The organism is Dryocola sharpae, assembly GCF_051307055.1.
Taxonomy (GTDB): domain Bacteria; phylum Pseudomonadota; class Gammaproteobacteria; order Enterobacterales; family Enterobacteriaceae; genus Dryocola.
The window spans coordinates 1,624,880-1,649,459 of sequence record NZ_CP149994.1 but is presented as its reverse complement, the minus strand read 5'-3'; the positions used below and the strand labels follow the sequence as shown (position 1 = coordinate 1,649,459).

General features: G+C 56.4%; 19 protein-coding genes. 8 read left to right on the top strand and 11 right to left on the bottom strand.

Annotation, left to right across the window (positions count from 1 at the left end):
- Positions 1 to 66 precede the first annotated feature (66 nt).
- From WLO31_RS07850 to lolC, 6 genes are all read right to left on the bottom strand, one after another.
- On the bottom strand, positions 67 to 1,374 hold the full coding sequence (locus WLO31_RS07850) for an amidase (RefSeq protein WP_435929910.1): 1,308 nt from the start codon (positions 1,372 to 1,374) through the stop codon (positions 67 to 69).
- A 147-nt stretch (positions 1,375 to 1,521) separates the two neighbouring features.
- On the bottom strand, positions 1,522 to 2,349 hold the full coding sequence (gene cobB, locus WLO31_RS07845) for a Sir2 family NAD+-dependent deacetylase (RefSeq protein ID WP_435929909.1): 828 nt from the start codon (positions 2,347 to 2,349) through the stop codon (positions 1,522 to 1,524).
- Between the two features lie 3 nt (positions 2,350 to 2,352).
- Positions 2,353 to 3,264, bottom strand: coding sequence for an N-acetylglucosamine kinase (gene nagK / locus WLO31_RS07840; protein WP_435929908.1), 912 nt, complete (start codon positions 3,262 to 3,264; stop codon positions 2,353 to 2,355).
- 81 nt (positions 3,265 to 3,345) lie between these two features.
- Positions 3,346 to 4,590 carry a lipoprotein-releasing ABC transporter permease subunit LolE gene (gene lolE, locus WLO31_RS07835; RefSeq protein ID WP_435929907.1) on the bottom strand — a complete coding sequence of 415 codons (1,245 nt, stop codon included), beginning with the start codon at positions 4,588 to 4,590 and terminating at the stop codon, positions 3,346 to 3,348.
- On the bottom strand, positions 4,590 to 5,294 hold the full coding sequence (lolD, locus tag WLO31_RS07830; RefSeq protein ID WP_435929906.1) for a lipoprotein-releasing ABC transporter ATP-binding protein LolD: 705 nt from the start codon (positions 5,292 to 5,294) through the stop codon (positions 4,590 to 4,592). The genes lolE and lolD overlap by 1 nt, the downstream gene beginning before the upstream one ends.
- Positions 5,287 to 6,486, bottom strand: a complete 1,200-nt coding sequence (gene lolC / locus WLO31_RS07825; RefSeq protein ID WP_435929905.1) for a lipoprotein-releasing ABC transporter permease subunit LolC — start codon at positions 6,484 to 6,486, stop codon at positions 5,287 to 5,289. The genes lolD and lolC overlap by 8 nt, the downstream gene beginning before the upstream one ends.
- 208 nt (positions 6,487 to 6,694) lie before the next feature.
- Here lolC and WLO31_RS07820 point away from each other — a divergent pair, with 208 nt between their 5' ends.
- From WLO31_RS07820 to ldtC, 3 genes are all read left to right on the top strand, one after another.
- Complete coding sequence (locus tag WLO31_RS07820) at positions 6,695 to 7,768, top strand: acyltransferase family protein (RefSeq protein WP_435929904.1); 1,074 nt, start codon at positions 6,695 to 6,697, stop codon at positions 7,766 to 7,768.
- Between the two features lie 154 nt (positions 7,769 to 7,922).
- A complete protein-coding gene (mfd, locus tag WLO31_RS07815; protein ID WP_435929903.1) occupies positions 7,923 to 11,369 on the top strand; it encodes a transcription-repair coupling factor in 3,447 nt (1,148 codons plus the stop codon).
- Positions 11,370 to 11,545: 176 nt separating this feature from the next.
- Positions 11,546 to 12,511, top strand: a complete 966-nt coding sequence (gene ldtC / locus WLO31_RS07810) for a L,D-transpeptidase LdtC (protein WP_435929902.1) — start codon at positions 11,546 to 11,548, stop codon at positions 12,509 to 12,511.
- Between the two features lie 51 nt (positions 12,512 to 12,562).
- Here the strand turns inward: ldtC and WLO31_RS07805 are convergent, their stop codons facing one another.
- Positions 12,563 to 13,513, bottom strand: a complete 951-nt coding sequence (locus WLO31_RS07805) for a LysR family transcriptional regulator (protein WP_435929901.1) — start codon at positions 13,511 to 13,513, stop codon at positions 12,563 to 12,565.
- A 161-nt stretch (positions 13,514 to 13,674) separates the two neighbouring features.
- Between WLO31_RS07805 and WLO31_RS07800 the strand changes: the two genes are divergently transcribed.
- Positions 13,675 to 15,135 carry an MFS transporter gene (locus WLO31_RS07800; RefSeq protein ID WP_435929900.1) on the top strand — a complete coding sequence of 487 codons (1,461 nt, stop codon included), beginning with the start codon at positions 13,675 to 13,677 and terminating at the stop codon, positions 15,133 to 15,135.
- A gap of 55 nt (positions 15,136 to 15,190) precedes the next feature.
- Here WLO31_RS07800 and WLO31_RS07795 read toward each other — a convergent pair whose 3' ends face one another.
- Positions 15,191 to 16,093: a LysR family transcriptional regulator gene (locus WLO31_RS07795; RefSeq protein WP_435929899.1), complete on the bottom strand. Its 903-nt coding sequence runs from the start codon at positions 16,091 to 16,093 to the stop codon at positions 15,191 to 15,193.
- 105 nt (positions 16,094 to 16,198) lie between these two features.
- On the opposite strand from WLO31_RS07795, the gene WLO31_RS07790 reads away from it, so the two are divergent.
- The gene (locus WLO31_RS07790; protein WP_435929898.1) at positions 16,199 to 17,506 is read left to right on the top strand and encodes a serine hydrolase domain-containing protein; all 1,308 of its coding nucleotides are present in this window, start codon (positions 16,199 to 16,201) and stop codon (positions 17,504 to 17,506) included.
- Positions 17,507 to 17,657: 151 nt separating this feature from the next.
- On the opposite strand, the gene bhsA is transcribed toward WLO31_RS07790, so the two are convergent.
- On the bottom strand, positions 17,658 to 17,915 hold the full coding sequence (gene bhsA, locus WLO31_RS07785) for a multiple stress resistance protein BhsA (RefSeq protein WP_435929897.1): 258 nt from the start codon (positions 17,913 to 17,915) through the stop codon (positions 17,658 to 17,660).
- A gap of 245 nt (positions 17,916 to 18,160) precedes the next feature.
- Between bhsA and WLO31_RS07780 the strand changes: the two genes are divergently transcribed.
- Both WLO31_RS07780 and WLO31_RS07775 read left to right on the top strand, forming a co-directional pair.
- The gene (locus WLO31_RS07780; protein ID WP_435929896.1) at positions 18,161 to 18,793 is read left to right on the top strand and encodes a TetR/AcrR family transcriptional regulator; all 633 of its coding nucleotides are present in this window, start codon (positions 18,161 to 18,163) and stop codon (positions 18,791 to 18,793) included.
- A gap of 121 nt (positions 18,794 to 18,914) precedes the next feature.
- Entirely contained in the window at positions 18,915 to 19,943 is a 1,029-nt protein-coding gene (locus WLO31_RS07775) for a Gfo/Idh/MocA family oxidoreductase (protein WP_435929895.1), read from the top strand.
- Between the two features lie 39 nt (positions 19,944 to 19,982).
- Here the strand turns inward: WLO31_RS07775 and WLO31_RS07770 are convergent, their stop codons facing one another.
- The gene (locus tag WLO31_RS07770; RefSeq protein WP_435929894.1) at positions 19,983 to 20,519 is read right to left on the bottom strand and encodes a glycine zipper 2TM domain-containing protein; all 537 of its coding nucleotides are present in this window, start codon (positions 20,517 to 20,519) and stop codon (positions 19,983 to 19,985) included.
- A 795-nt stretch (positions 20,520 to 21,314) separates the two neighbouring features.
- Between WLO31_RS07770 and WLO31_RS07765 the strand changes: the two genes are divergently transcribed.
- Positions 21,315 to 23,099 (top strand): methyl-accepting chemotaxis protein, encoded by a 1,785-nt coding sequence (locus WLO31_RS07765; RefSeq protein WP_435929893.1) that lies wholly within the window; start codon positions 21,315 to 21,317, stop codon positions 23,097 to 23,099.
- A gap of 86 nt (positions 23,100 to 23,185) precedes the next feature.
- Here the strand turns inward: WLO31_RS07765 and WLO31_RS07760 are convergent, their stop codons facing one another.
- Entirely contained in the window at positions 23,186 to 24,490 is a 1,305-nt protein-coding gene (locus WLO31_RS07760; RefSeq protein ID WP_435929892.1) for an NAD(P)/FAD-dependent oxidoreductase, read from the bottom strand.
- Positions 24,491 to 24,580: the final 90 nt, after the last annotated feature.

Here is a 24,580-nt window from a genome sequence, read left to right as displayed (position 1 = left end):
TTACCCTCTCCCTGCAAGGGAGAGGGTTAGCAGGAGCGGAGATCCGGCCTCCGCTCTTTCACTGCCTCACTGCAACGCCGTTTCACACGCCAGCGCCAGAGTCAGCAATGAAGTTTCATCCCTCTCGCCCGACAAAATCTCCATGCCTACAGGAACTCCCTCGCTACTGACGCCGCATGGAAGCGTCAGGGCAGGCAGGCCGCTGATTGCGGCCAGCTCCGGGGCGCAGCCCGGGGGCATCTTTTCAAGCGTCTTCGGAAGCTGGCTTACCGTTGGATACAGCAAGCCCTGAATAGCATTCTGCACCATCGCATCGCTCAGGCTGCGGCGTAACCGACGGCGAAATCTGCGCCCCGCCAGCCACTCAGGATTTTTCAGGGTATTTACTTCCAGCAGCCGGGTAATAAACGGGGAAAATTCAGGCAGGAACTGCTCTGAAGCGAAAATAGCGGCCAGCCCGGCCGGGGTGTTGGCATACCCTTTTAACCAGGCGTCAAAGGCAACCCGGAACTCATAAACGCTCAGACAGGTAGTCTGCCGGACCGCCTCAAGCTCGGGCAACGTAACGGGGATGATGACGGCGCCGGCCCGCCGCAATCTTTCCAGCGCGGCCCGCCACACCTGCCCCTGTAGCTCGTCGTCCCCTTCCAGACCTGAAAGCACCCCAAGACGAATGCCTGACAGCGGCATTTGCTGTAAAGGCGCTGGCTTTTTCCCGTGGATAATAGCGTGCAGCAACGCGGCGTCCTGCACGGTATGCACCATCGGGCCTACGGTATCTTTACTCGGCGAAAGCGGGGCAATGCCTTCCAGCAGCTCCCGACGAAAGCTGGGTCTTAACCCTACCAGCCCGGTATAGCTGGAGGGAATACGAATGGAACCGCCGGTATCCGTTCCCAGCGCGCCATCCGCCATCCCGGCCGCCACCGCCGCCGCGCAGCCGCCGCTTGATCCGCCTGCCGTAATGTCAGGCCGCAGAGGATTAAGCACATCGCCGCCTAACGAACTGCGCGAGCGTACATCGAAGGCGAATTCGGACATGTTGGCCCGGGCAAGGATGATGGCGCCTGCGGCGCGCAGCCGTTGCACCACCAGCGAGTCCGCAGAGGCGCGCAGGGAAGCGAGAGCCCGGCAGCCAAGCGTTATCGGCAAGTCTGCGCAGGCGATATTATCTTTAATAATCACAGGAACGCCGTGCAGCGGCCCGAACGCTATGCCGCGCCTGCTTGCCCGGTGACAAAGTTCCGCCTGCGCCAGGGCGTCAGGATTCACTCCCAGAATCGCATTGAGCGTTTTGTTTTCTTCAACGATCCGCAGCCGGAAGGCAATGTCTTCACGGCAGTCGGGGGCAGGTTTGAGGCGCATGGCTTTCATTTGCTTTTCCGTAATGAATACGTATGCAAATAAGGTAGGCGCAAAGGCAGATGTTGTAAATATCTGAAGGGAAGATAAAGCGTGGCTGGCGCTGCGGTTATCTTTCCTACAGGAGTTTGTAGGGCGGATAAGCCTGCGCCATCCGCTTTATTTGCACAGCCCCTTCAACAGCCGCTCTACGTACTCCGGCACCACTTCGCTTGCCATCCCGTAATGCTTCTCTTCAAATTCGCTGCCGACCTGGCTTGGCTCAAGGTTCAGCTCCACGGTATGCGCGCCCTGTAGCTTAGCCTCGTGCACAAAGCCTGCCGCCGGGTAAACGTGGCCCGAGGTGCCGATGGCGATGAAGTAATCCGCCGTCGCCAGCGCCTGGTAGATATCATCCATGCCCAGCGGCATTTCGCCGAACCAGACGACGTGCGGACGCAGCGGCGCGGAAAGCTGGCAGCAGTGGCAGCGATCTTCACGCGTGATGTCGCCCGTCCACTCCAGCACCTGTCCGCTGCTGGCGCAGCGCACCTTCAGCAGCTCGCCGTGCATATGGATGATATTTTTATTGCCCGCGCGCTCGTGCAGGTTATCGATATTTTGCGTCACCAGCAGGAAATGGTCGCCCAGCTCCTCTTCGAGCCTCGCTAACGCCAGGTGAGCGGCGTTAGGCTCGATTTCAGCCTGCTGAAGCTGCCGGCGGCGGGCGTTATAAAACGCCTGCACCAGATCGGGATCGCGGGCGAATCCTTCCGGCGTGGCGACATCCTCCACGCGGTGCTCTTCCCACAGGCCATCCGTTGCGCGAAAGGTTCGGATCCCCGATTCAGCGGAGATCCCGGCGCCTGTCAGTACCACTACTCTTGGTTTTTCCATCGCTTCGGGTCCAGGTATATCTCTGAAAAAAACACGCTGGCGCAAACGCTGGCGCAGCAGACGTTTATTTTTGCGAAACCGGCTCAGCCGGTGTTGACGTCGCGATAGCATATTTTACTCCGTGAGATGGAGGAGCGCAGCACCGCGCATGCCTCCGGCATCGCCATGGCGCGCAGGTTCAATACGCGGCACTTTGGCGACCGGCAATAAATAGTCTGGCAAACGTGCCGGCAGCTGCTGATAAATCTCAGAAAAATTCGACAGCCCGCCGCCAATCACCACCAGATGCGCATCCACCGCGGTAAGCAGGCTGCCCAGACAGACGGCCAGCAGCTCAAGGAAGCGATCGACGTGCGCGACCGCTTTATCATCGCCGGCATAATAGCGGGTGACGATCTCTTTTGATTCGAGAGATTCAGAGTAGAAGTGTTGGTACAACCATGCAAATCCGCGCCCGGAAAGATAGTTTTCGATACAGCCGTGCTGGCCGCAGCCGCAGCGCGTGAGAGGAATATCGCGCCCCAGCACGTTAAGCGCGTCCACCGGCAGGCGAGTATGGCCGAACTCGCCGGTAATGTAGTTGCGCCCGGTGATGGATTTGCCGTTGACAATAATCCCGCCGCCCACGCCGGTACCGAGGATGAGCCCCATGACAACCGGGTAATGGCGGAATTCATCGTCCCAGGCTTCAGAGAGCGCAAAGCAGTTGGCATCGTTATCAAGCCGCACTTCGCGTTGCAGCAGCGCCGTGAGATCGGCTTTTAACGGCTTGCCGTTTGCTGCAGGCACGTTTGCGGCGTAAAGCGTGCCGTCATCTGTTACCGGCATGCCGGGGATGCCGATGCCCACGGAGCCCTTGATACCAAAACGGCTATCGGCCTCCTTCACCAGAGAGTCGATAGCCGCTAAAAACTTTTCGTAGCTGCCGTGCGGGGTGGGAACACGCGTTTCCCATTGCAGCCGACGTTCCCTGTCATAGACGCCAAGCGCCATTTTTGTGCCGCCAATGTCGAATCCGTAATACATTGCTGCTCCCCTTTATCCCGTCACTCTTCGCGCTGCAGGGTGCTGGCTGCGGCGCGAATTATTAGTTAAAAATTTATTGCATTATTGCCCGCTCAGTACGCGTGCCGGATCGATATTACTGGCGCGTCTTGCCGGATACCAGCTGGCGAGCAGGCTCAGCAGCAGCGCGGTAATCAGCACCCAGAAGACATCGAGCCAGTGCAGCTCCGACGGCAGAAAATCAATAAAGTAGATATCGCCTGACAAGAAGCGATGCCCGATCAGCTTTTGAATAGCGTTAATGATATTGGTCAGCTGCCAGGAGGCCAGCACGCCGACAATCACTCCGCTCACGCTGCCAAACAGGCCCGCCAGCAGCCCGTACCAGACAAAGATTGCACGAATCAGGCCGTCTTTGGCCCCGAGCGTACGCAGCACGGCAATATCGCTGCTCTTATCCTTCACGGCCATCACCAGCGTGGAAACGATGTTAAAACAGGCGACGCCGATAACCAGCACCATCGCCAGATACATGATGGCGCGGATCATCTGGATGTCGCGGTACATGTAGCCGTAGGTGCCGATCCAGCTCTTGATATACACATAAGAGTTGGTGACCTCGCCCGCGTCGCGCACCAGCTTGTTGGCGTTAAACACGTCGTTCACCTTGATGGCGATACCCGTGACACTGTCACCCATAGCCAGATAATCCTGGGCGTCATGCATCGGCACCATCGCAAAGCTATGATCGAGCTGGCCGCTAAGCGCTAAAATACCGATCACGTGCAGGCGAACGCGTTTCGGCTGCAGAAGCCGGGTGCCGCCGTCGTTGTTGGGGATCATGATGGAAATCCAGTCGCCCTGCTTCACCTTCAGCGCGTCCGCAACGCCTTTACCTATAATGATTTGCTGCTGGCCCGCTTTAAAATCCTGCCAGGCGTCGTTCTGCACATACTGCGGCAGCGCGCTCAGACGCGTTTCCTGGGCCGGATCGACCCCTTTGACCTGAATGGCGCGCAGGTTTGCTCCGTTTTCCACCAGGCCGGTAAAGTTGATGTACGGCGCGGCGGCGGCAATCCCTTTTACCTTCTCAACGCGCTGCAGCACGCCGTTCCAGTCATGAAACGGCTGATTAACGGGTTCGATTTCGCCGTGCGGCACAACCGCGAGGATACGGTTATTCAGTTCGCGTTCGAAGCCGTTCATCGCGCTCAGGCCGACGATTAACACCGCCACGCCTAAAGCGATACCGATCGTCGAGATAACGGAAATCAGCGAAACCATGCCGCTGCGGCGGCGCCCGCGGCTAAAACGCAGGCCGATTAAGAGTGAGAGCGGCGAGGCCATCAATCGGCCCCCATCAGGGTCATTTCGTGCGTCAGGCGGCCGTCACGCATTTCCAGCTGGCGCGACATACGCTTAGCCAGCTGCAGATCGTGCGTCACCACCAGGAAGGCGGTGCCCTGGCGGACGTTCAGCTCGCCGAGCAGTTCAAAGATGCTGTCCGCATTGCGGGCGTCCAGGTTGCCGGTTGGCTCATCCGCCAGCACCAGCCGCGGATTATTGACCAGCGCGCGGGCAATCGCCACGCGCTGACGCTCACCGCCGGAAAGCTCGGAAGGACGGTGATTGCTGCGGTGGGCAAGCCCCACGGCTTTAAGCATGTCCAGCGCGCGCTGTTTTGCTTCATCGGTATTCTTTTTGCCGATCAGCAGCGGCATGGCGACGTTTTCCATCGCCGTGAAATCCGGCAGCAAATGGTGGAACTGGTAGATAAAGCCCAGCTCGCGATTGCGCAGCTCCGCTTTAGCCGACGAAGAGAGCGAACTCATCGGCTGGCCGTTGAAAATCACATCGCCGGAGGTTGGGCTATCCAGACCGCCAAGCAGGTGCAGCAGGGTACTTTTGCCGGAGCCGGAGCTGCCGACAATCGCCATTAACTCACCCGCGTTGATGCTGAAGCTGACATCGTGCAGCACATCCGTTTGCACCTTGCCTTCCTGGTAGCGTTTGCACAGGTTGTCACACTGCAACAGGACAGAATTACTCATAACGTAAAGCCTCAGCGGGAAGAGTCGCGGCAGCGCGCCACGAAGGATAAAGCGTGGATAACAGGGCAACAGCCATGGCGACAATCGCAATCACAATGACCTGTACAGGTTCGATGGCGACGGGCAGCGTGGCGCCATCCAGCAGCGCGCCGATAACCGGCATCAAATTATTAAGCTGGCTTGCCAGAAGGGCGCCGAGCAGCGCGCCGAGCAGCGCGCCAATTACCCCGGCGCTGGCCCCCTGCACCATAAATACCGCCATTATCTGGCGGCGCGTCAGGCCCTGGGTCTGCAGAATGGCGACTTCGCCCTGCTTCTCCATCACCAGCAGGCCCAGCGAAGTAATAATGTTAAACGCGGCGACCGCGACAATCAGGCTTAACAGCAGGCCCATCATGTTTTTTTCCATACGCACGGCCTGGAACAGCTCGCCCTTGCGCTCGCGCCAGTCTTTCCATTCCGTGCCCTGCGGCAGCTTTTGTTGGCTCAGCTCGTCGACCTGCAGCGGCTCGGCAAGCCACAGCCGCCAGCCGGTAATATTGCCCAGCGGGTAGCGCATCAGGCGCGAAGCATCCTGCTGGTTGACCAGCATCTGGTAGCCATCCACTTCGCTGTTAGCCGCAAACGTACCGATAACGGTAAACAGGCGCTGGCTGGGCAGGCGCCCCATCGGCGTGAACTGGCTGGCGGACGGCACCATGATGCGAATGCTGTCGCCGCGCTTGATGCCAAGCTGGCCGGCAAGCTGCTCGCCAAGAATAACGTTGTATTTACCCGCCTGCAGATCGGTTTGTTTAACGTTCACCAGATAAGGCGACAGCGGATCTTTTTCTTCTGGCTGAACGCCGAGCATCACGCCAACGGCTACGCTGTGGGCGCTTTGCAGCACCACATCACCGGTAGTGACCGGCGCAATACGCGTAACGCCCTGCAGCTTAAGGCTGGCGGCGGGAAGTTTTTCAGGATTGATTGAGCCGGCGGTCGAGGTAACCATCGCCTGGGGCATCAGGCCGAGGATGTTGTTGGTGAGCTCGCGCTCGAAGCCGTTCATCACGGACAGCACCGTCACCAGCGCCATTACGCCAAGCGTAATCCCGATGGTGGACAGCCAGGAGACAAAGCGACCGAAGCGGTCCGATGCTCGCCCACGCATGTAGCGCAGGCCTATAAATAACGCGACAGGTTGATACATGAAGTCCGTCTTGTTGCAGTTAGCTTAAGCGAAGTTGGCGAGAAGTATAAACGAAGCGTGTCTGACGGGCATAACTAATTATAAAGTTACGATATATCCGAAATTATCGCCGCACGCGGCAGAAACAGATTAATCAAATTAAAAAGCCTCCGCCCCTTCTTCACCCTTTCAGGCCTCAGATTTCTTAATAAGGGACATTACCCCTGGCATGAAAAACAAACAACTCTGGATTAACCACATTAAAGGGCTGTGCATCTGCCTGGTGGTGATTTATCACTCGGTGATCACATTTTATCCGCACATCGCGGCATTGCCGCCGGGCCTGCCGGAATATGTCGCCAAAAGCTGGATATATCTGAATTTATATCTCGCCCCTTTCCGTATGCCGGTGTTCTTTTTCATCTCCGGCTATCTGATTCACCGTTATATCGAGCAGGTGAAATGGCAGGCGTGTATTGATAAGCGCATCTGGAATATTTTCTACGTGCTGGCGCTGTGGGGCGTTCTGCAGTGGCTGGGGATTACGCTTATCAATCAATGGGTCGCGCCCGATTTGGCGCGTAATCCGGCATCTAATGCGGCCTACTCTGCAACCTTTATGCAGTTTGTCACCAGCATGGCGAAAGCCAGTACCAGTCTGTGGTACCTCTACGCGCTGGTGGTCTACTTCCTGGTCTTTAAAATGCTGCGGGCGTTTAAGGTGCCGGTGCTGATAGCCCTCATCGGTATCAACGTGGTGGTGAGTTTTATGCCGCTGCCGTGGTGGGGAATGAACAGCGTGGTGCGCAACATGTGCTATTACGGCCTTGGGGCCTGGTTTGGCCCGCAGCTGCTGGCCTGGATGAAAGATTTTAGCTTCCGTCAGCATCCGCTGATTTGTGGCCTGACGGGTATCGGCTCGCTCGCGCTGTATCTGGTTAACGTGCCGGTGGTTATCTCCGTGGTCTCGATCTTCGTCATTATGAAGGTTTTTTATACGCTGGATAACTGGCGCGAAAGCCGCCCGGAGGCGTTTCTCAACGTGGTGGGTTCGAATACCATCGCTATCTATACCACGCACCGCATCGTCATTGAGGCGCTGAGCCTGCTGACGATAGCGCAGATTAACCAGGGCCGGCTCTCCGGCCAGGTCGTGCTGGCGATTTTGCTGGTTTACCCGTTCGCAAGCCTCGCTATCTGCACCCTGACAGGGCTGGGATTCAGAAAGCTGTCGGCCAGGTTATTTGGCGATATGTTCTTCTCGCCTCCGGCAAAACTGGAGCCTGCCGCCTCGTCCAGCTAGTTTATTGCGCATGACGTTTCGCCAGGCCGCTCGTCGGATCGCCTGGTGGGACAATTGATTGGGTTGCTTATGTAAAGCGATCGCGGATAATAATAACTAACTGAAGTTCATGGACCGATTTACAAGGTGCAACCTGAGAGATCCCGATTCCGCTATGCCTGAACATTATCGCTATTCCTTACCTGTTAAAGCCGACGATCAACGCCACCTCGGTGAGCTTACCGGCTCTGCCTGCGCAACAGAGGTGGCCGAGATTGTTGAACGTCACGGCGGCCCGGTGGTGTTGGTTGCGCCCGATATGCAAAATGCCCTGCGCCTGCACGATGAGATAAGCCAGTTCACCGAAAGTCTGGTGATGAATCTCGCCGACTGGGAAACGCTGCCGTACGACAGTTTCTCGCCGCATCAGGAAATTATCTCCTCGCGCCTGTCCACGCTTTATCAACTGCCGACCATGAAACGCGGCGTGCTGATTATGCCGGTCAATACCCTGATGCAGCGCGTATGCCCGCACAGCTACCTGCACGGCCACGCGCTGGTGATGAAAAAGGGCCAGCAGCTTTCACGCGATAATTTACGCAGCCAGCTTGAACAGGCCGGTTATCGCAGCGTGGATCAGGTGATGGAGCACGGTGAGTTTGCCACGCGTGGCGCGCTGCTCGATCTGTATCCAATGGGCAGCAGTCAGCCGTACCGTATTGACTTTTTTGATGATGAAATCGACAGCCTGCGCCTGTTTGACGTGGATACCCAGCGCACGCTCGAAGAGGTGGAAGCGATCAATTTACTGCCCGCGCATGAATTCCCGACGGATAAAGCGGCTATTGAGCTGTTCCGCAGCCAGTGGCGCGACAGGTTCGACGTAAAGCGCGAAGCAGAGCATATCTACCAGCAGGTGAGCAAAGGCACGCTGCCCGCCGGGATCGAATACTGGCAGCCGCTGTTTTTTAGCGAGCCGCTGCCGCCGCTGTTCAGCTACTTCCCGAAAAATACGCTGGTGGTGAATACCGGCGAGCTGGAAAGCAGCGCAGAGCGTTTCTGGCAGGACGCCACCGCGCGTTTTGAAAACCGGGGCGTGGACCCGATGCGCCCGCTCCTGCCGCCGGAAAGCCTGTGGCTACGCGTGGATGAGCTGTTCAGCGAGCTGAAAACCTGGCCGCGCATCCAGCTCAAAACCGAAAAACTTGCCGAGAAAGCCGCGAATACCAATCTGGGCTATCACGCCCTGCCCGATCTGGCGGTACAGGCCCAGAACAAAGCCCCGCTCGATAACTTACGCAAATTCCTCGAATCTTTCGAAGGCCCGGTCGTTTTCTCGGTCGAAAGCGAAGGTCGCCGCGAGGCGCTGGGCGAATTACTTTCGCGTATAAAAGTTGCGCCAAAGCGCATTTATCGCCTGGATGAGGCGGCAGATCGCGGCCGCTACCTGATGCTTGGCTCCAGCGAGCACGGCTTTATCGATACCTTGCGCAATCGCGCGCTGATTTGCGAAAGCGATCTGCTGGGGGAACGCGTCAGCCGCCGTCGTCAGGACAAGCGCCGCGCCATCAACCCGGATACGCTGATTCGTAACCTGGCGGAGCTGCATGCCGGGCAGCCGGTTGTGCACCTGGAACATGGCGTCGGACGTTACGCAGGCCTAACCACGCTGGAAGCGGGCGGCATCACCGCTGAATACCTGATGCTAACCTACGCCGGTGACGCAAAGCTCTATGTCCCCGTTTCGTCGCTGCATCTGATCAGCCGCTATGCGGGCGGCGCGGAAGAAAGCGCGCCGCTGCATAAGCTCGGCAGCGACGCCTGGTCCCGCGCGCGGCAAAAAGCGGCGGAAAAAGTGCGCGACGTTGCGGCTGAACTGCTGGATATCTATGCCCAGCGAGCCGCGAAAGAAGGCTTCGCCTTTAAGCACAATAAAGAACAGTACCAGCTCTTCTGCGACAGCTTCCCCTTTGAAACCACGCCGGATCAGGCCCAGGCGATTAACGCCGTGCTGAGCGATATGTGCCAGCCGCTGGCGATGGACAGGCTGGTGTGCGGCGACGTTGGCTTCGGCAAAACCGAGGTGGCGATGCGCGCCGCATTCCTGGCGGTGGAAAATAACAAGCAGGTTGCGGTGCTTGTCCCGACCACGCTGCTGGCCCAGCAGCACCTCGATAACTTCCAGGACCGTTTTGCCAACTGGCCCGTGCGCGTGGAGATGCTGTCGCGCTTCCGCAGCGCCAAAGAGCAAACGCAAATTCTCGAAGAGGCCCGGGAAGGCAAAATTGATATTCTCATCGGCACGCATAAGCTGCTGCAGAACGACGTGAAGATGAAGGATCTCGGCCTGCTGATCGTGGATGAAGAGCACCGCTTCGGGGTGCGTCATAAGGAACGCATTAAGGCGATGCGTGCGGACGTGGATATCCTGACGCTTACCGCAACGCCTATTCCACGCACGCTGAACATGGCGATGAGCGGTATGCGCGATCTGTCGATTATCGCCACGCCGCCGGCCCGCCGCCTGGCGGTTAAAACCTTTGTGCGCCAGTACGATGAGCTGGTGGTACGCGAAGCGATTCTGCGTGAGGTGCTGCGTGGCGGGCAGGTTTATTACCTTTACAACGACGTGGAAAATATCCAGAAAGCGGCGGAACGGCTGTCGGCTTTAGTGCCGGAAGCGCGCGTCGCCATCGGCCACGGCCAGATGCGCGAGCGCGAGCTGGAACGGGTGATGAACGATTTCCACCACCAGCGCTTCAACGTGCTGGTCTGCACCACCATTATCGAAACCGGTATCGATATCCCGACGGCGAACACCATTATTATCGAACGCGCGGACCACTTCGGGCTTGCCCAGCTGCACCAGCTGCGCGGCCGCGTCGGGCGTTCGCACCATCAGGCCTACGCCTGGCTGCTGACGCCGCATCCGAAGGCGATGACCACGGATGCGCAAAAACGTCTTGAGGCCATCGCTTCGCTGGAAGATCTGGGGGCTGGTTTTGCCTTAGCGACTCACGATCTGGAAATCCGCGGCGCGGGCGAGCTGCTGGGCGAAGGCCAGAGCGGCTCGATGGAAACCATCGGCTTCTCGCTGTATATGGAGATGCTGGAAAACGCCGTTGACGCGCTCAAAGAGGGCCGCGAGCCGTCGCTGGAAGATTTAACCAGCAGCCAGACGGAAGTGGAGCTGCGCATGCCCGCCCTGCTGCCGGAAGATTTTATTCCGGACGTCAACACGCGCCTGTCGTTCTATAAACGCATCGCCAGCGCCAAAACCGGACACGAGCTGGACGAGCTGAAAGTCGAGCTGATCGACCGCTACGGCCTGCTGCCGGATGCCGCCCGCAACCTGCTGGATATCGCCGCGCTGCGCCAGCAGGCCCGAGAGCTCGGCGTGCGTAAAATTGAAGGCAATGAAAAAGGCGGCGTGATTGAGTTTGCCGAGAAAAATCATGTCGATCCGGCGTGGCTGATTGGTCTGCTGCAGAAGCAGCCGCAGCACTATCGCCTTGACGGCCCGACAAGACTGAAATTTATGCAGGATCTTAGCGACCGTAAAACAAGGATGGACTGGGTGCGCAGCTTTATGGGCCAGCTTGCGGAGAATACCGCAGCCTAGTTTTCAGGCGGCGGGCGGCGCAAGCTTCCCGCCCACCCGCGGCCTTTTGTCTCGGCTCATTTCGGAACCTTTACACATTCTTTGCAATCAGCCAGGGTTTCCCGACGCTGTCTCCCCGCATAATTCCCAATTAACTCTTTAATAACATAGCCTTAATAAAAATGGGGTTTAGCGTTATGCGCGCTTTGCGGCTTTTTTCAATATCCACACGCTGGCTGGCATCGTTAATGCTTGTCACGGCGGCGCTGGCATCGCTCCCGGCGAACGCCAACTCTTATCCCCTCCCCGCTGCCGGCGGCCGGCTGACTGGTCAGAACCTTTTCCATACGGTGGCTAATGACGGAGGTTCCCTTGAGGCCATCGCCAAAAAGTACAACGTCGGCTTTTTAGCGCTGCTGCAGGCAAATCCGGGCGTTGATCCTTACGTACCGCGTGCCGGAAGCGTATTAACCATTCCACGCCAGATGTTATTGCCCGATGCGCCGCGTGAAGGTCTGGTTGTGAATCTCGCCGAACTGCGCGCCTACTATTACCCGGCGGGTAAAAACAGCGTTACGGTTTATCCTGTCGGTATTGGCCAGCTGGGCGGGGATACGATGACGCCAACGATGCAAACGACCGTCTCCGACAAGCGGGCAAACCCGACCTGGACACCGACTGCCAACATTCGCGCGCGCTACCTCGCTAACGGCATCAAGCTGCCCGCCGTGGTACCGGCAGGCCCGGATAACCCGATGGGCCATCATGCGATTCGCCTCGCGGCCTACGGCGGCGTTTATCTGCTGCACGGAACCAACGCTGATTTTGGTATCGGCATGCGCGTGAGCTCCGGCTGTATCCGCCTGCGCGATGACGATATCAAAGCGCTTTATAAAGCGCTGGTGCCGGGCACGCCGGTGCTCATTATCAATACGCCGATCAAAACGTCCGTTGAGCCGGATGGCCGACGCCTGGTGGAGGTGCATCAGCCGCTGTCGAAGTCGATTAATGACGATCCGAAAGTGCTGCCGATCCTGCTTAACGACCAGATGAAACGGTTCCAGGCCGCGCCGGAAACGGATGCGCAGATCATGGAGCGGGCAATGCAGCACCGCTCCGGTATGCCTGTCGAGGTAAACGCTCACACGACAGACGCAATCTGAGTGAATGCCTGCTGATAAAAAGCACCGTTCGGGCGTGTCGTCGGTGCTTTTTTATGGCCCCTCCTCGCCGTTTATCGCCCGCATTTTTTGACGACAAACGCCAAACACAAGTTTTCGCAGCCAGCGGTGAGCCGGATCGACCTCCGAGCGGGGATGCCACATTTGCGAAACGGTAATCGTCGGCGTTTTTACCGGCAGCTCAAATGACCGGAGCGTCGCCGGAGAGCCTGTTTTTTCGTCAACGGGCTGGTTGATAAGAAAGGAGGCGGGCAGCAGAGCCACCAGATCCGAGGCCTGGGCTACGGCAAGCGCAGCAGGGAAACTCGGCACCCGGGCGGCAATATTGCGCTGCAACCCCAGTTCAGCCAGCGCCTCGTCTACGGGGCCGAGCTTTTCCGCGCGGCGAGAGGCGACAACGTGTCCGTAAGAGGCATACAGTTTCGCCGTTATTTCAGCCGCCTGCTCGACAGGATGTCCTTTTCTGACCACGCCTAAAAACCGATCCCTGAACAGCGCCTGCAGGCGGATTTCCGGCCCCATATTTCCCAAAACGCCTATCTCAAGATCCACCAGGCCCTCACGCAAAGCGCCCGATGCTTTCTCCGGTTTTGGCACAAAATACAGGCGCACCAGCGGCGCTGCCTTAGCAGCCGCGGCGATCAGGGGTGCGCCGAGCGCCACGACAAAACCATCATTAGCGCGCAGAGTAAAAGTGCGTTCAAGGGTGGATAAATTCAGTTCTGACGACGGGGGACGCAGTACCGAACGCGCCTCAAACACGGCGTTTTGCGTCCGCTCTCGAATTTCTTCGGCGTAGGGCGTCAGCACCATATTACGCCCGGCCCGCACCAGCAGAGGATCGCCCGTAACGGCGCGCAGCCTGCTGAGCGTTCTGCTCATGGCCGAGGCGCTTAACCCCAGCCGACGCGCGGCCCCGGCCACGCTTTGCTGCGCAAGCAGCGCATTAAGCGCGATCAGCAAATTCAAATCGGGTTCGGTCATCGGTCCTGGCTCCCGCTATATATGGCGCCTGATGCACTTTATAAATGCAGATGCTGCGCCTTCCGCCTTATCTGTCGCATGAGTATATTCTCCGCACTGACTATATTCACTCACTGTAAGCCAACTTCTCCCGCCGGGAGCGATGGCTGAGGACATCCGTTATGGAATTATTCTCCAGCAAACCGGGCGATGACGGGCTTCCCGGCCGTGAACGGGGCTATGCCATGGCAGCCGTCATGACCGTTACCGCGATGGGCGTTTTCGACGGGTCCGTGGTTAATATCGCCCTGCCGCAGATTGCCCACTCGCTTAACGTTTCTCCTGCGGCCGCAATCTGGGTTTCAAACGGCTATCTTTTATCCGCGGCGATGACGCTTGCGATATTCGCCGCGCTCGCCGCCCGGCTGGGCTTTCGCACGCTTTTTGCGCTCGGGCTGGGCCTCTTTACGCTCTCCTCTGCGGGCTGCGCCCTCTCCTCTTCCCTTGAAACGTTGATCGGCATGCGCCTGTTGCAGGGGATCGGGGGAGCGGCGACGCTGAGCATCGCGCCAGCTATTCTGCGCACGGTTTTTCCCGGCCGCCTGCTGGGACGCGTGCTGGGTTTAAATGCTTTGCTGATTGCCACAAGCACCGCCGTGGCGCCGATTCTGGGCGGCACGATGCTGTCTGCTTTAAGCTGGCAATGGCTGTTTGCCATCAACATTCCCCTGGGCCTTATCGCCATGGCGCTCGCCCTGCGGACCATTCCCGGCAGGCCTGCCGCAGTGAATGCGTCCTTTGATTATGCGGGGGCCATCTTATCGGCCGTCATGCTGGGGGGATTAATTCTCGCCGCCAGCGCGTTTTCTCAGCCGGGCGGCCGGGAAACCGCATCTTCGACGCTGACAACAGCCCTTGCTTACGGGCTCACCGCGCTTATCGCCGGCGGGTTGTTTATCTGGCGCCAGCGTCGTGCCGCAAGCCCCCTTATGCCGCTGGAAATATTCCGCTCTGCAAGGTTTTCTCTGGCGGCGTTAACCTCGTTGGCCTCCTTTGTCAGCCAGGGAATGACCTTCGTGGCGCTGCCCTTCCTGTTCCAGAGCGTTTACGGGTACAGCGCCTTCGCCGCAGCGCTGCTGTTTCTGCCCTGGCCGGCGGGAATAGTGCTCGTCGCGCCGCACGCGGGCCGGCTGGCCGATCGCTATCCGCCGGCAATCATCTCAACCGTCGGGCTGTGCATCTTTGCCTGCGGGCTGGTTTTGCTGGCGCAGCTTCCTGAACACGCGCAGGAGTGGGATATCGGCGCGCGCAGCCTGCTGTGCGGCATTGGTTTTGGCTGTTTTCAGAGCCCGAACAATCGTGAAATGCTGGCAAACGTCGCCCGTGAGCACAGCGGATATGCATCAGGCGTGCTGGCGATAATGCGGACCTTCGGGCAGTGCCTGGGCACGGCTTTGGTGGGGGTGATTTTATCGGCGACGGCTCAATCCGCGCTGAAAAACGTGATGCAGGAGGATTTGGCGGTGCGAGTAAGCCTGTGGGCGGCTGCGGCCGCGACCCTGGTGGCTATAGCCTTCAGCGTAAGCCGCTGGCGAAACATATCGAAACAGCGCTGCAAACGATGCAGGTTCAATCGCTCTTAGCGCAGCCAGGCGATGGTGTCGGGCAGGTCTGACTGTCATAGCTGCCGTCTGTCTATCAAGCATTTTTAACGACCGCGTTTCGCCACAGTTCCGGTAACAACGCCAGCGCGTCGTCAATCAGTACCCGTTTATCGCAGCCGGGCTGCCAGATAGTCACCATCGTCTGACTAATTCCCTGGCTGCCCACCTCCGTGCGCAGCTTCGTCACGCTTTTCCACCGCGTCGCATTAATATGCGTAGGCAAAAATCCCCAGCCACACGCTTGCTCAAGCAGGCTACGCAGCATTTCCAGCTCGTTGGTAAAAACAGTATGCCCGGAAATTTGCAGGCGCCGCGCAACGGGTTCATCAGAAGCAGAGTGCATAACAATCTGCGGGACAAGAGAGAGTTCGAGCAGCGACAGCGGCTGCGTGGCGGCTGAAAAAAGCGCTGCAGAAGCGTAGAAATCCATATCTATCGCCCCTAAAGCACGCCACTCCATTTCATTCCCCAGGCTGCGGTTGCGCGCCTGACAGATGCCCAGATCCGCCTGCCCGCTCGCCAGCCTCTTTTCCGCTTCATCACGCGATGCGCTGACCAGGCTCAGACGTATGTTTCGCTTCACCATGACGCCAGTTAACGCCTGCAGAAAGGCTCTGGGGGTGAAAGGATCGTAGACGAGCGAAATTTCCCGCGTGGCGCTCTTTGGCATCTCTCTGGCAAACGCCTCAAAGGCTTTCACCTGACGCATCAGCAGATGGGCCTGACGCTGAAGCTGCTCGCCTTCCGGCGTCAGGCGTAAGGTACGGCCTTCACGCAGGAATAGCGCATAGCCCAGCCCGTTTTCGAGAAAATCGATCAGATCGCGCAGCGTCGTGCGATCCTTTCTCAGCTTTACCGCCGCTTTCGCCAGGCTCCCATACTCCACCACGGCGGTGAACGCTTCAAGCTGGGCAAAAGAATAAATCAACGTTGACACACCGCTCTCCACAGAATTTTGGGGGAAATTCCCCCATAACGCGTTTTTTATTATAGGCAGCGCTTATTTAAACTGCACCTGCTCCTAATCCATACGAGAAAAAATATGAAAACCAAAGCAGTTAACCGCAGCCTGCTGGCAGGCGTCATCCTTAGCCTTTGTAGCGGCCTGTTATCGCCCGTCGCGCAGGCAGCCTGTGCAGACACCGGGCTGAGCGCCTGCCCTGCTCCCTTTGATACACAACTCCCGGACACGCATAAGATGCTGACCTGGAGCCAGACCGACCGCGTTATCGGCTTTCGTAACGACTACCGTAACTATGCGGGCGATGTCTTCCACCACGGCAAGACCACGCCGCTGGCTGCCGCGAAGAAACCCCTGACTGACGCCAGCTATCAGGTCAATGGCAAGACGTATAATCTGCAGGATTACCTGAAGCGCCAGAACGTCAGCGGAATGCTGGTCCTGAAAGACGGCAAAATCGCCTGGAAATATCTGGCTGAAGGCAATACCGACTCCACCTTGTGGACATCGCGCTCGGTGGGGAAATCCGTGGTTTCAGCTCTGACAGGCGTGGCTATTAAAGAGGGTAAAATTCACTCGCTCGACGATCTTATTACGCGATACGAACCCGAACTGAAAGGCACCGCGTGGGATGGCGTAACCCTGAAGCAGCTGATTACACATACCTCCGGCGTTGCGTGGAATGAGGATTACGCTAACCCGAATTCGGACTTTGCGCAGCTCACCGAATGTGAAGCTAAGCCTGGCGCTTATGACTGCGTACGCAAGCTGGTTTCAGGTTTACACCGCCAGCATCCGGCCGGACAAAACTGGTCCTATTCCTCCGGCGGCGCATGGCTGCTGGGCGACGTGCTTGAACGCGCCACCGGCATGACGCTGGCAGCGTATCTGGAGAAAAGCATCTGGCAGCCGTACGGCATGGCGAGCGACGGCGTATGGCATGCCTACAGCAAAGGCCGGCACAATGTGGGCGCGCATGGTTTTAACGCCACGCTGGAAGACTGGGGACGCTTCGGTGAATTTATTCTCCACGATGGCGTGCTACCGAACGGCAAACAGATCCTGCCGGACGGCTGGGTTGCCCGGTCAGCAAGCTGGACTCAGGCGACAGGATCGACCTCTGCGGCGCATCCGAAGGGGATTTATGGCTATCAGTGGTGGAATAACGAAGTGCCGGCCAATGCGACAAACGTTGAGCCTGGCCCGAAAGGAGCCCTGAAAAACTCGCTCTGGGCGCTGGGGATCTATGGTCAGATGATTATGGTAAACCAGGCGGAAAATTTGGTGATCGTACAGTGGTCGACCTGGCCGCAGGCAGAGCCGTCATTTAGCGCACAGCCGCTGGAAGCCTCGCTGATGTACAGCGCGATCGCCAGGGCGCTGCGTTAACGCTGGCAGGCCCGGCGTTATTTTCACAGCTGAATGACTGAAAATCTTACGACCCTGCGGGGAGATATTTTAAAGGCCTTGTCTTTCGACAAGGCCTTTTTTATGGCATGGCACAGAAGGTTCAGGCGCGTTGAGGGTTACGCCCGTGCTGTTATTTGTAGATAACAGCGGTGCCGTGCAGGGTGTTCGGACCGGTTACGGAAGTGATGCGGAACGATTTAGCGCCCATGGCATCAGCTTTTGCCGCCAGCTGGTCTTCCAGCGAGCCCAGGTTAGTCCCGGCGTTTGCGCTGATGGTGCCGACTTTTTGTTGGTCAGCCGGCGTCGCCTGGACTTCGACAGCCGCAAGGCTTGCGAATGAGACGGAACTAAGCATTACGGCTGCGATAAGAGTTTTTACGTTTTTCATGATAGAGGCCTTCAGCAGGTGTTCAGATGCCGTTAACTTAATTAGTTAACGATCGATACATAAATCATAAAGGTGATCTGCATCACACGTCAATAATATTTTATAGCGATCGTTAATTAATTTAGAAAAGCATTATTTTTCATTAGCATATGAAAAAATTATTTTTCTACAGATGCTGCTGGCTACCGGGAGCGATAGTTTTTATAATGATCGCTCACTAAACAGACAAAGGTTAAACGGCAAACATGTCTACTGACGCAAACGCCATCAAAAAAAGCCGTGGCCGTCCAAAGGTGTTCGACAGGGAAGCAGCACTCGACAAGGCCATGACGCTGTTCTGGCAACACGGCTATGAGGCAACCTCTATGGCGCATCTGGTAGAGGCGACGGGCGCGAAAGCGCCAACGCTCTATGCAGAATTCACCAATAAAGAGGGTTTATTCCGCGCCGTGCTCGATCGTTATATCGCCCGCTTTGCAGAAAAAGATGAAGCATGCCTGTTCTGCGAAGATCGTACGCTTGAGCAGGCGCTGGAGAACTATCTTTTTACGGTGGCGAAGCGCTTTACCGACAAAGAGACCCCCTCGGGCTGCTTTTTCATCTGCACTTCATCGGTGCTGGCGGCCTCCTCTGACGATATCGCCGCCACTATCAAAGCTCGCCACGCCAGGCAGGAAGAGACGCTGGTGCGTTTCCTGACGCAAAGACAGCAGAAAGGTGAAATGCCTCCCGGCAGCGATGCCCGGGCGCTCGCCAGATACCTGTGCTGCATTATTCAGGGCATGTCGGTCAGTTCGCGTGAAAACGCCAGCTATGAAAATTTGCTGAGCATTGTGAAGACCACGCTCCGTCTGTGGCCTGAACTTAAGAAAGGTTAAGTTTTCGCAGGCGCTGGCCCGCATATTTACCGCTGCATACATATTGGGGCTCGATCCATCTTCAATACTGCTTTAAAAGACAGGTCACTCCTATTTGTATTATTTATCGCAGGGTACTCATATGTTGGTTGGATTAATTGGCACCGGCGCCGTGGTGGAAACCGCTTATCTTCCCGCGGTTTCCCGTTTTTCTTCTGCTGAAGTTCAGTGCTACGGCTTCGATCCCGATCCGGCTCGTCAGCCAGAAGGAATGACGCGCTGCGGATCGCTTGCCGCCTTGCTGGCGCTACCCTTAGATATCGTCTTTATCACTACCCCATCGCTACTTCATCTGCCCGTGCTTGAGGCGGTGCTGAAAAGCAAGGCCGCGCAAATCGTGGTGGAGAAACCCGTTGCCGCAACGCTCGAGCAATTAACGACTTTAGGTGCATGGCTGAACGATCCCGCTATCGCATCACGCGTTCTGGCGCTGGATCATTGGATGGTTCGCACCGACGCCGCGCGGTTTATAAACAGCATTGATGAAATCGAACGCATTGAAGGTTTTTTACTGGAGCCAAGCGGTTTTAACGAGGCAGGCGAGCCTGTGGCGCTGAATTTTGCGACGGGCGATGCGGATACCCGGCGGCTGCGCCATCCCGATGGCGTTATTGTCGACATTGGTACGCATGTGCTGGCGATGATGCGCGAAACCGTGCATCAGCTGGGCGGCAACGACAATTTAGCTATCGAACTGGTCCACGCCAGCGATCGCCTGGGAAATGCTATCCGGCCAGGTGACTTCACGACTGCGGAAGGCGACGCCGTGCTGCGCGGAACGATGAGCGATATTCCATTCACCCTCACTCTTAATAAATATGCTGGTCCCGCTGGCGGACAAAAAGGCATGAAAATCTATCTGCACGATGGCCGCATCGTAAACGTTGACCGTCGCGGCGCTGATGAGGTGGCGGAAATGCTCAATGCCAGCGGCAGCCGCCGGCTTAAAGTTTCCGGGCCGCTATATGACAGATGTTTAGGGGAAGTGGTTTTGGGGGCTCAGCGAATGTTTGTGAGCAGGCCAGAGGAGATCCCCGCCCTGACTCGCCGTCGCATAACAGAAGTTAAGGCCTTGCTGGAAATACAACAGAGGTTACGCGGGCAGCATTAAAAGCGCAGGCGGGTCGCTGACCCGCCGCACGTCGGATAATTAGATCTTATTGAGCACCAGCTGGCCGTTGCCGTCCAGCGGGATCTGCGTGCCGGGATCTTTATCCATACGGATTTTCCCTTGCTGATCGCCAATGCGGTAGGTCACATCGTAGCCAAGCATTTTTTCTGATTTGTCGTACACCGTTTTACAGCGCTGCTGCGTCGTGGTGTAGGTATCGCGATCCTGCATGGTGCCCTGCACCTGATTACCGGCGTAACCGCCGCCCAGCGCGCCAACTACGGTGGCAACGTCTTTACCGCGTCCGCCGCCGAACTGATGGCCGATGACGCCGCCTGCAACCGCACCAAGAGCCGAGCCCAGGATGCGGTTTTCATCCTGTACCGGAGCACGATGGGTTACGGCCACGTTGCGGCACTCTTTGCGCGGCGTTTTTACCGTTTCCTTGATTGGCGTCGCAGACACCACCTGGGCGTACTGAGGGCCGCGATCAAATACGTTCATACCTGCGACCGCAGCAACACCAAGTGCTGCGGCCACGCCAATACCTATACCCGCTAACATTGATTTATTCACAGGACACCCTCCTGACTGTGTAATTACCGGCAATTTTGCAACCAATTACGACCAGTGACAAATCAGACAACGGATGAAAAGTGCGGATTCAATCTTTAAATCAACAGGTTTAAGAGAACTCCTAAGCGTTTATAACGCATTGCCGAGGGTATCCAGAGCCACGAACCGGCGCAGGCTTTAAGGCACTCATACAAAATCGGCTGACAAGCGCTTCCAGGAGCCAGAGGTATGAAATAGACAAAATGATTGATGACTACGGATTTAGCCATTATCCAGTGAAAAATAAATATATCTCCCGGATAATAAGCATAAAAGCCATATGGGACCGGACGAGGCAGAATATAAGCGGGCACTGTTAATTATTAATAACTGGGCACAGGCGTCGAATATAAATTATTATCTTCCGTCATTCTGCAGGCCAAATATGAGCGTATTGGCTCTCTTGCGCAACGTAATAAATAAACATATTCGCAACAATTCCCCTTCTGAAATGCTACAATTTTCGGCGTGTAATCCTCATTTTTCCAGCATCACGCCGCAAAGGAGAGCGGGCTTGCCACCTCCCACAATCTGTGATACTTTTCAAACATTTAAATCACAATTCGAGATCTATTAAAAGACCTGATGGAGAGTAAATAAATATTTAATATTTACCCAAAGCTTTGCGTATAAAATTTTCAGCAAGACTAAAGGCGTCTGGTAAAATATTTATATTTATCCTTTGTAAATTATTAAAGTTATTTCCCTTCTAACCGTTTATAAATATTACAATGTAAATTGATTAGATGGGACAGCATGTTTAATTCTATTCGCACCAGACTTTTAGTCGCCACTATGTTAATTGTGGTCGGCGCTTTATCAGTAAATACCTTTATCAATTACTCTATTACCTATTCGGCTAACACCGCATCTATCAACAGCGCGCTCACTTCGCTGACGGCAAGCCATACCGCAGCGGTGAATCAGTGGATCGAAAACAAAGCCGCGCAGATTAACTCTCTCAAGCCGCACGTGACGGATGCCGATCCTGTTCCTCTGTTATTGCACACTTCCGCCTCCGGCAACTTTATAAACACCTATATTGGCTATGCGGATAAAAGGATGATTGCCTCCGACCAGGCCGGGATACCGGAAGGGTACGATCCAACGTCAAGATCGTGGTATATCCAGGCCTCACAGGTAAAAAAATTAATGATAACCAACCCCTACGTGGATGTTATTACGAACAAACTGGTTGTCACCGTAGCGGCACCGCGCATTGATAACGGGCAACTGCTGGGCGTCGTAGGAGGGGATGTCGATATTGCTGAGGTAATCGACAGCGTACGCGCAATCCGTCCGACGCCGGACAGTTTTGGCATGCTAATGGATGCTGATGGTACGATTATCGGCCACCCCGACGCAGCTTTGACGCTCAAACCAATTTCCGACATCGCGCCAGCGCTTGATCTTCCCAAATTACTGCAATCTAAATTGCCTGTTCTGGTTGATATTTCAGGGCGTCCGACTTTTATGATGGCGATGCCGCTGAAGGACACATCGTGGTTTATTGTCATCGCTATGGATAAAGCAGAAGCCACCGCCAACATACGCTCGTTGCTATGGACTTCACTCTTCTCGCTGTTTGTGCTGATGGCGCTTGCTGCCTCTATTGTTACGGTGATTACAAGACGCAGTATCGACCCATTGATTCGCGTGCGTGAAGCGATGAAAGACGCCATTGCACAGAAAAATCTGACCCATCGACTCGCCGTTAACGGTAAGGACGAGGTGGCACAGATTGCCAACGAGTTTAACCACTTTCTGGATAATCTCGCTGGGGTGATGAAATCGATTCGCAACAGCAGCGGATCGGTACATGCTGGATCGGCAGAAATTGCCGCCGGGAATCTCGATCTTTCCGCCCGCACGGAATCAGCGGCCGCAAGTGTGCAGCAAACCTCCGCGGCGCTTGAGCAGATTTCTTCCACCGTGGAGCTATTTGCCAGCTCATCACGCGAGGCGAACACATCGGTACTGTCAGCCGCTCAGGTTGCGCGACGCGGCGGAGAATCCATACACGAGGTGATTCAGACCATGAGCAATATCGAAGCGGCCTCTGAGAAAATATCTAATATTATCGGCGTGATCGACGGCATCGCATTTCAGACTAATATACTGGCGCTCAACGCCTCGGTGGAAGCCGCACGAGCGGGTGAACAGGGCAGAGGTTTTGCCGTCGTCGCAAACGAGGTGCGGAATCTGGCAGGCCGTAGCGCAGAGGCCGCTAAGGAGATCAGGCTGTTGATTAACACTACGGTGTCCAGCGTCTCGTCGGGTGCGAAACAGGTGCACCACACCGGCAAGGCGATAGAGGAAATCGTCAGCAGCGTCTCCTCGCTTACCTCCGTCATGTCGGAGATTAGCCAGGCGGCGGACGAACAAATGAAAGGCATCGCTGAGATAAACGCGGCGACTGCACAACTGGATACCATGGTGCAGCAGAACGCCGCGCTGGTAGAGGAATCAACCACTGCTTCAACGGCCCTTACCGAGCGGGCAAGTGAGCTTGCCGTTGCGGTAAACCAGTTCCGTCTTTAAGTGCTGGCAAAGTAATCTTTAACATCAGCGGATTTTGTCAGCGGAATAAACCCGGCCAGGGGCCGGGTTCTGGAGAGGTGAGTAAATCAGTGCAGCTTCAGGCGCGGTCGTATTACGCGGTTGATGCTGCCAACCAGCATCATCAGGCCGGTCTTGAAATAGCCGTGCAGCGCAACCTGGTGCATGCGGTACAAAGAGATATAGACAAAGCGAGCCATGCGCCCTTCTACCATCATTGAGCCGCGCATCAGGTTCCCCATCAGGCTGCCAACGGTGGAGAATCGCGACAGGGAGACCAGCGAGCCGTGATCCTTATAAACATAAGGCTTCAGCGGCTTGTCTTTCATCTGCGCAAGGATGTTGGTCAGCGCAAGCGAAGCCATCTGGTGCGCGGCCTGGGCGCGAGGAGGCACGAAGCCGCCTTCCGGGCGGGCGCAGGAGGCGCAGTCGCCAATCGCGTAAATATCCGGATCGCGAGTGGTTTGCAGGGTTGGCTCCGTTACCAGCTGATTGATACGGTTGGTTTCAAGCCCGCCGATATCCTTCATAAAGTCTGGCGCTTTGATGCCCGCGGCCCAGACCATCAGGTCTGCCGCAATATACTCGCCATCTTTGGTATTCAGACCGCCCGCATCAGCGGAGGTAACCATGGTCTGGGTTAACACCCGCACGCCGAGCTTGGTCAGTTCGTTATGCGCCGCAATGGAAATACGCGGCGGCAGCGCAGGCAGAATGCGCTCGCCCGCTTCCACCAGCGTGACGTTTAACGCTTCGTTGGTCAGCCCTTTGTAGCCATAGCTGTGCAGCTGTTTTACCGCGTTATGCAGCTCTGCGGACAGCTCAACGCCCGTTGCGCCGCCGCCAACGATGGCGATATTAACTTTTCCGCCAACGCCCATGTCTGAAGAATACTTCAGGAACAGATTCAGCATTTCAGAATGGAAACGACGCGCCTGATGCGGGTTGTCGAGGAAAATACAGTTTTCTTTCACGCCCGGCGTGTTGAAATCATTAGAGGTGCTGCCCAGCGCCATCACCAGGGTGTCGTACGGGATCTTACGTTCCGGCACCAGCAGCTCACCCTTCTCGTCACGCAGCGCTGCCAGCGTCAGAGTTTTGGCTTCACGGTTGATATCCATCACCGAGCCAAGCTGGAACTGGAAATGATGATTACGCGCATGCGCCAGGTAGCTTAGCGCGTCCACGCCTTCATCGAGGGAACCGGTTGCTACTTCGTGCAGCAGAGGTTTCCAGAGATGGCTGTGGTTGCGATCGACCAGCGTAATTTTAGCTTTCCTGCCGCGGCCCAGTTTTTTCCCTAACTGCGTAGCCAGCTCAAGTCCACCGGCACCACCGCCTACAACGACAATCTTTCTTAATGGCGTAGTCAAAGCGACCCCCTTAAAATATTAACCAATTGTTATCTAACGGTTATAAAAATAACTTTTAATTAACAACAGGTTGCACGAGCGACTACGTCG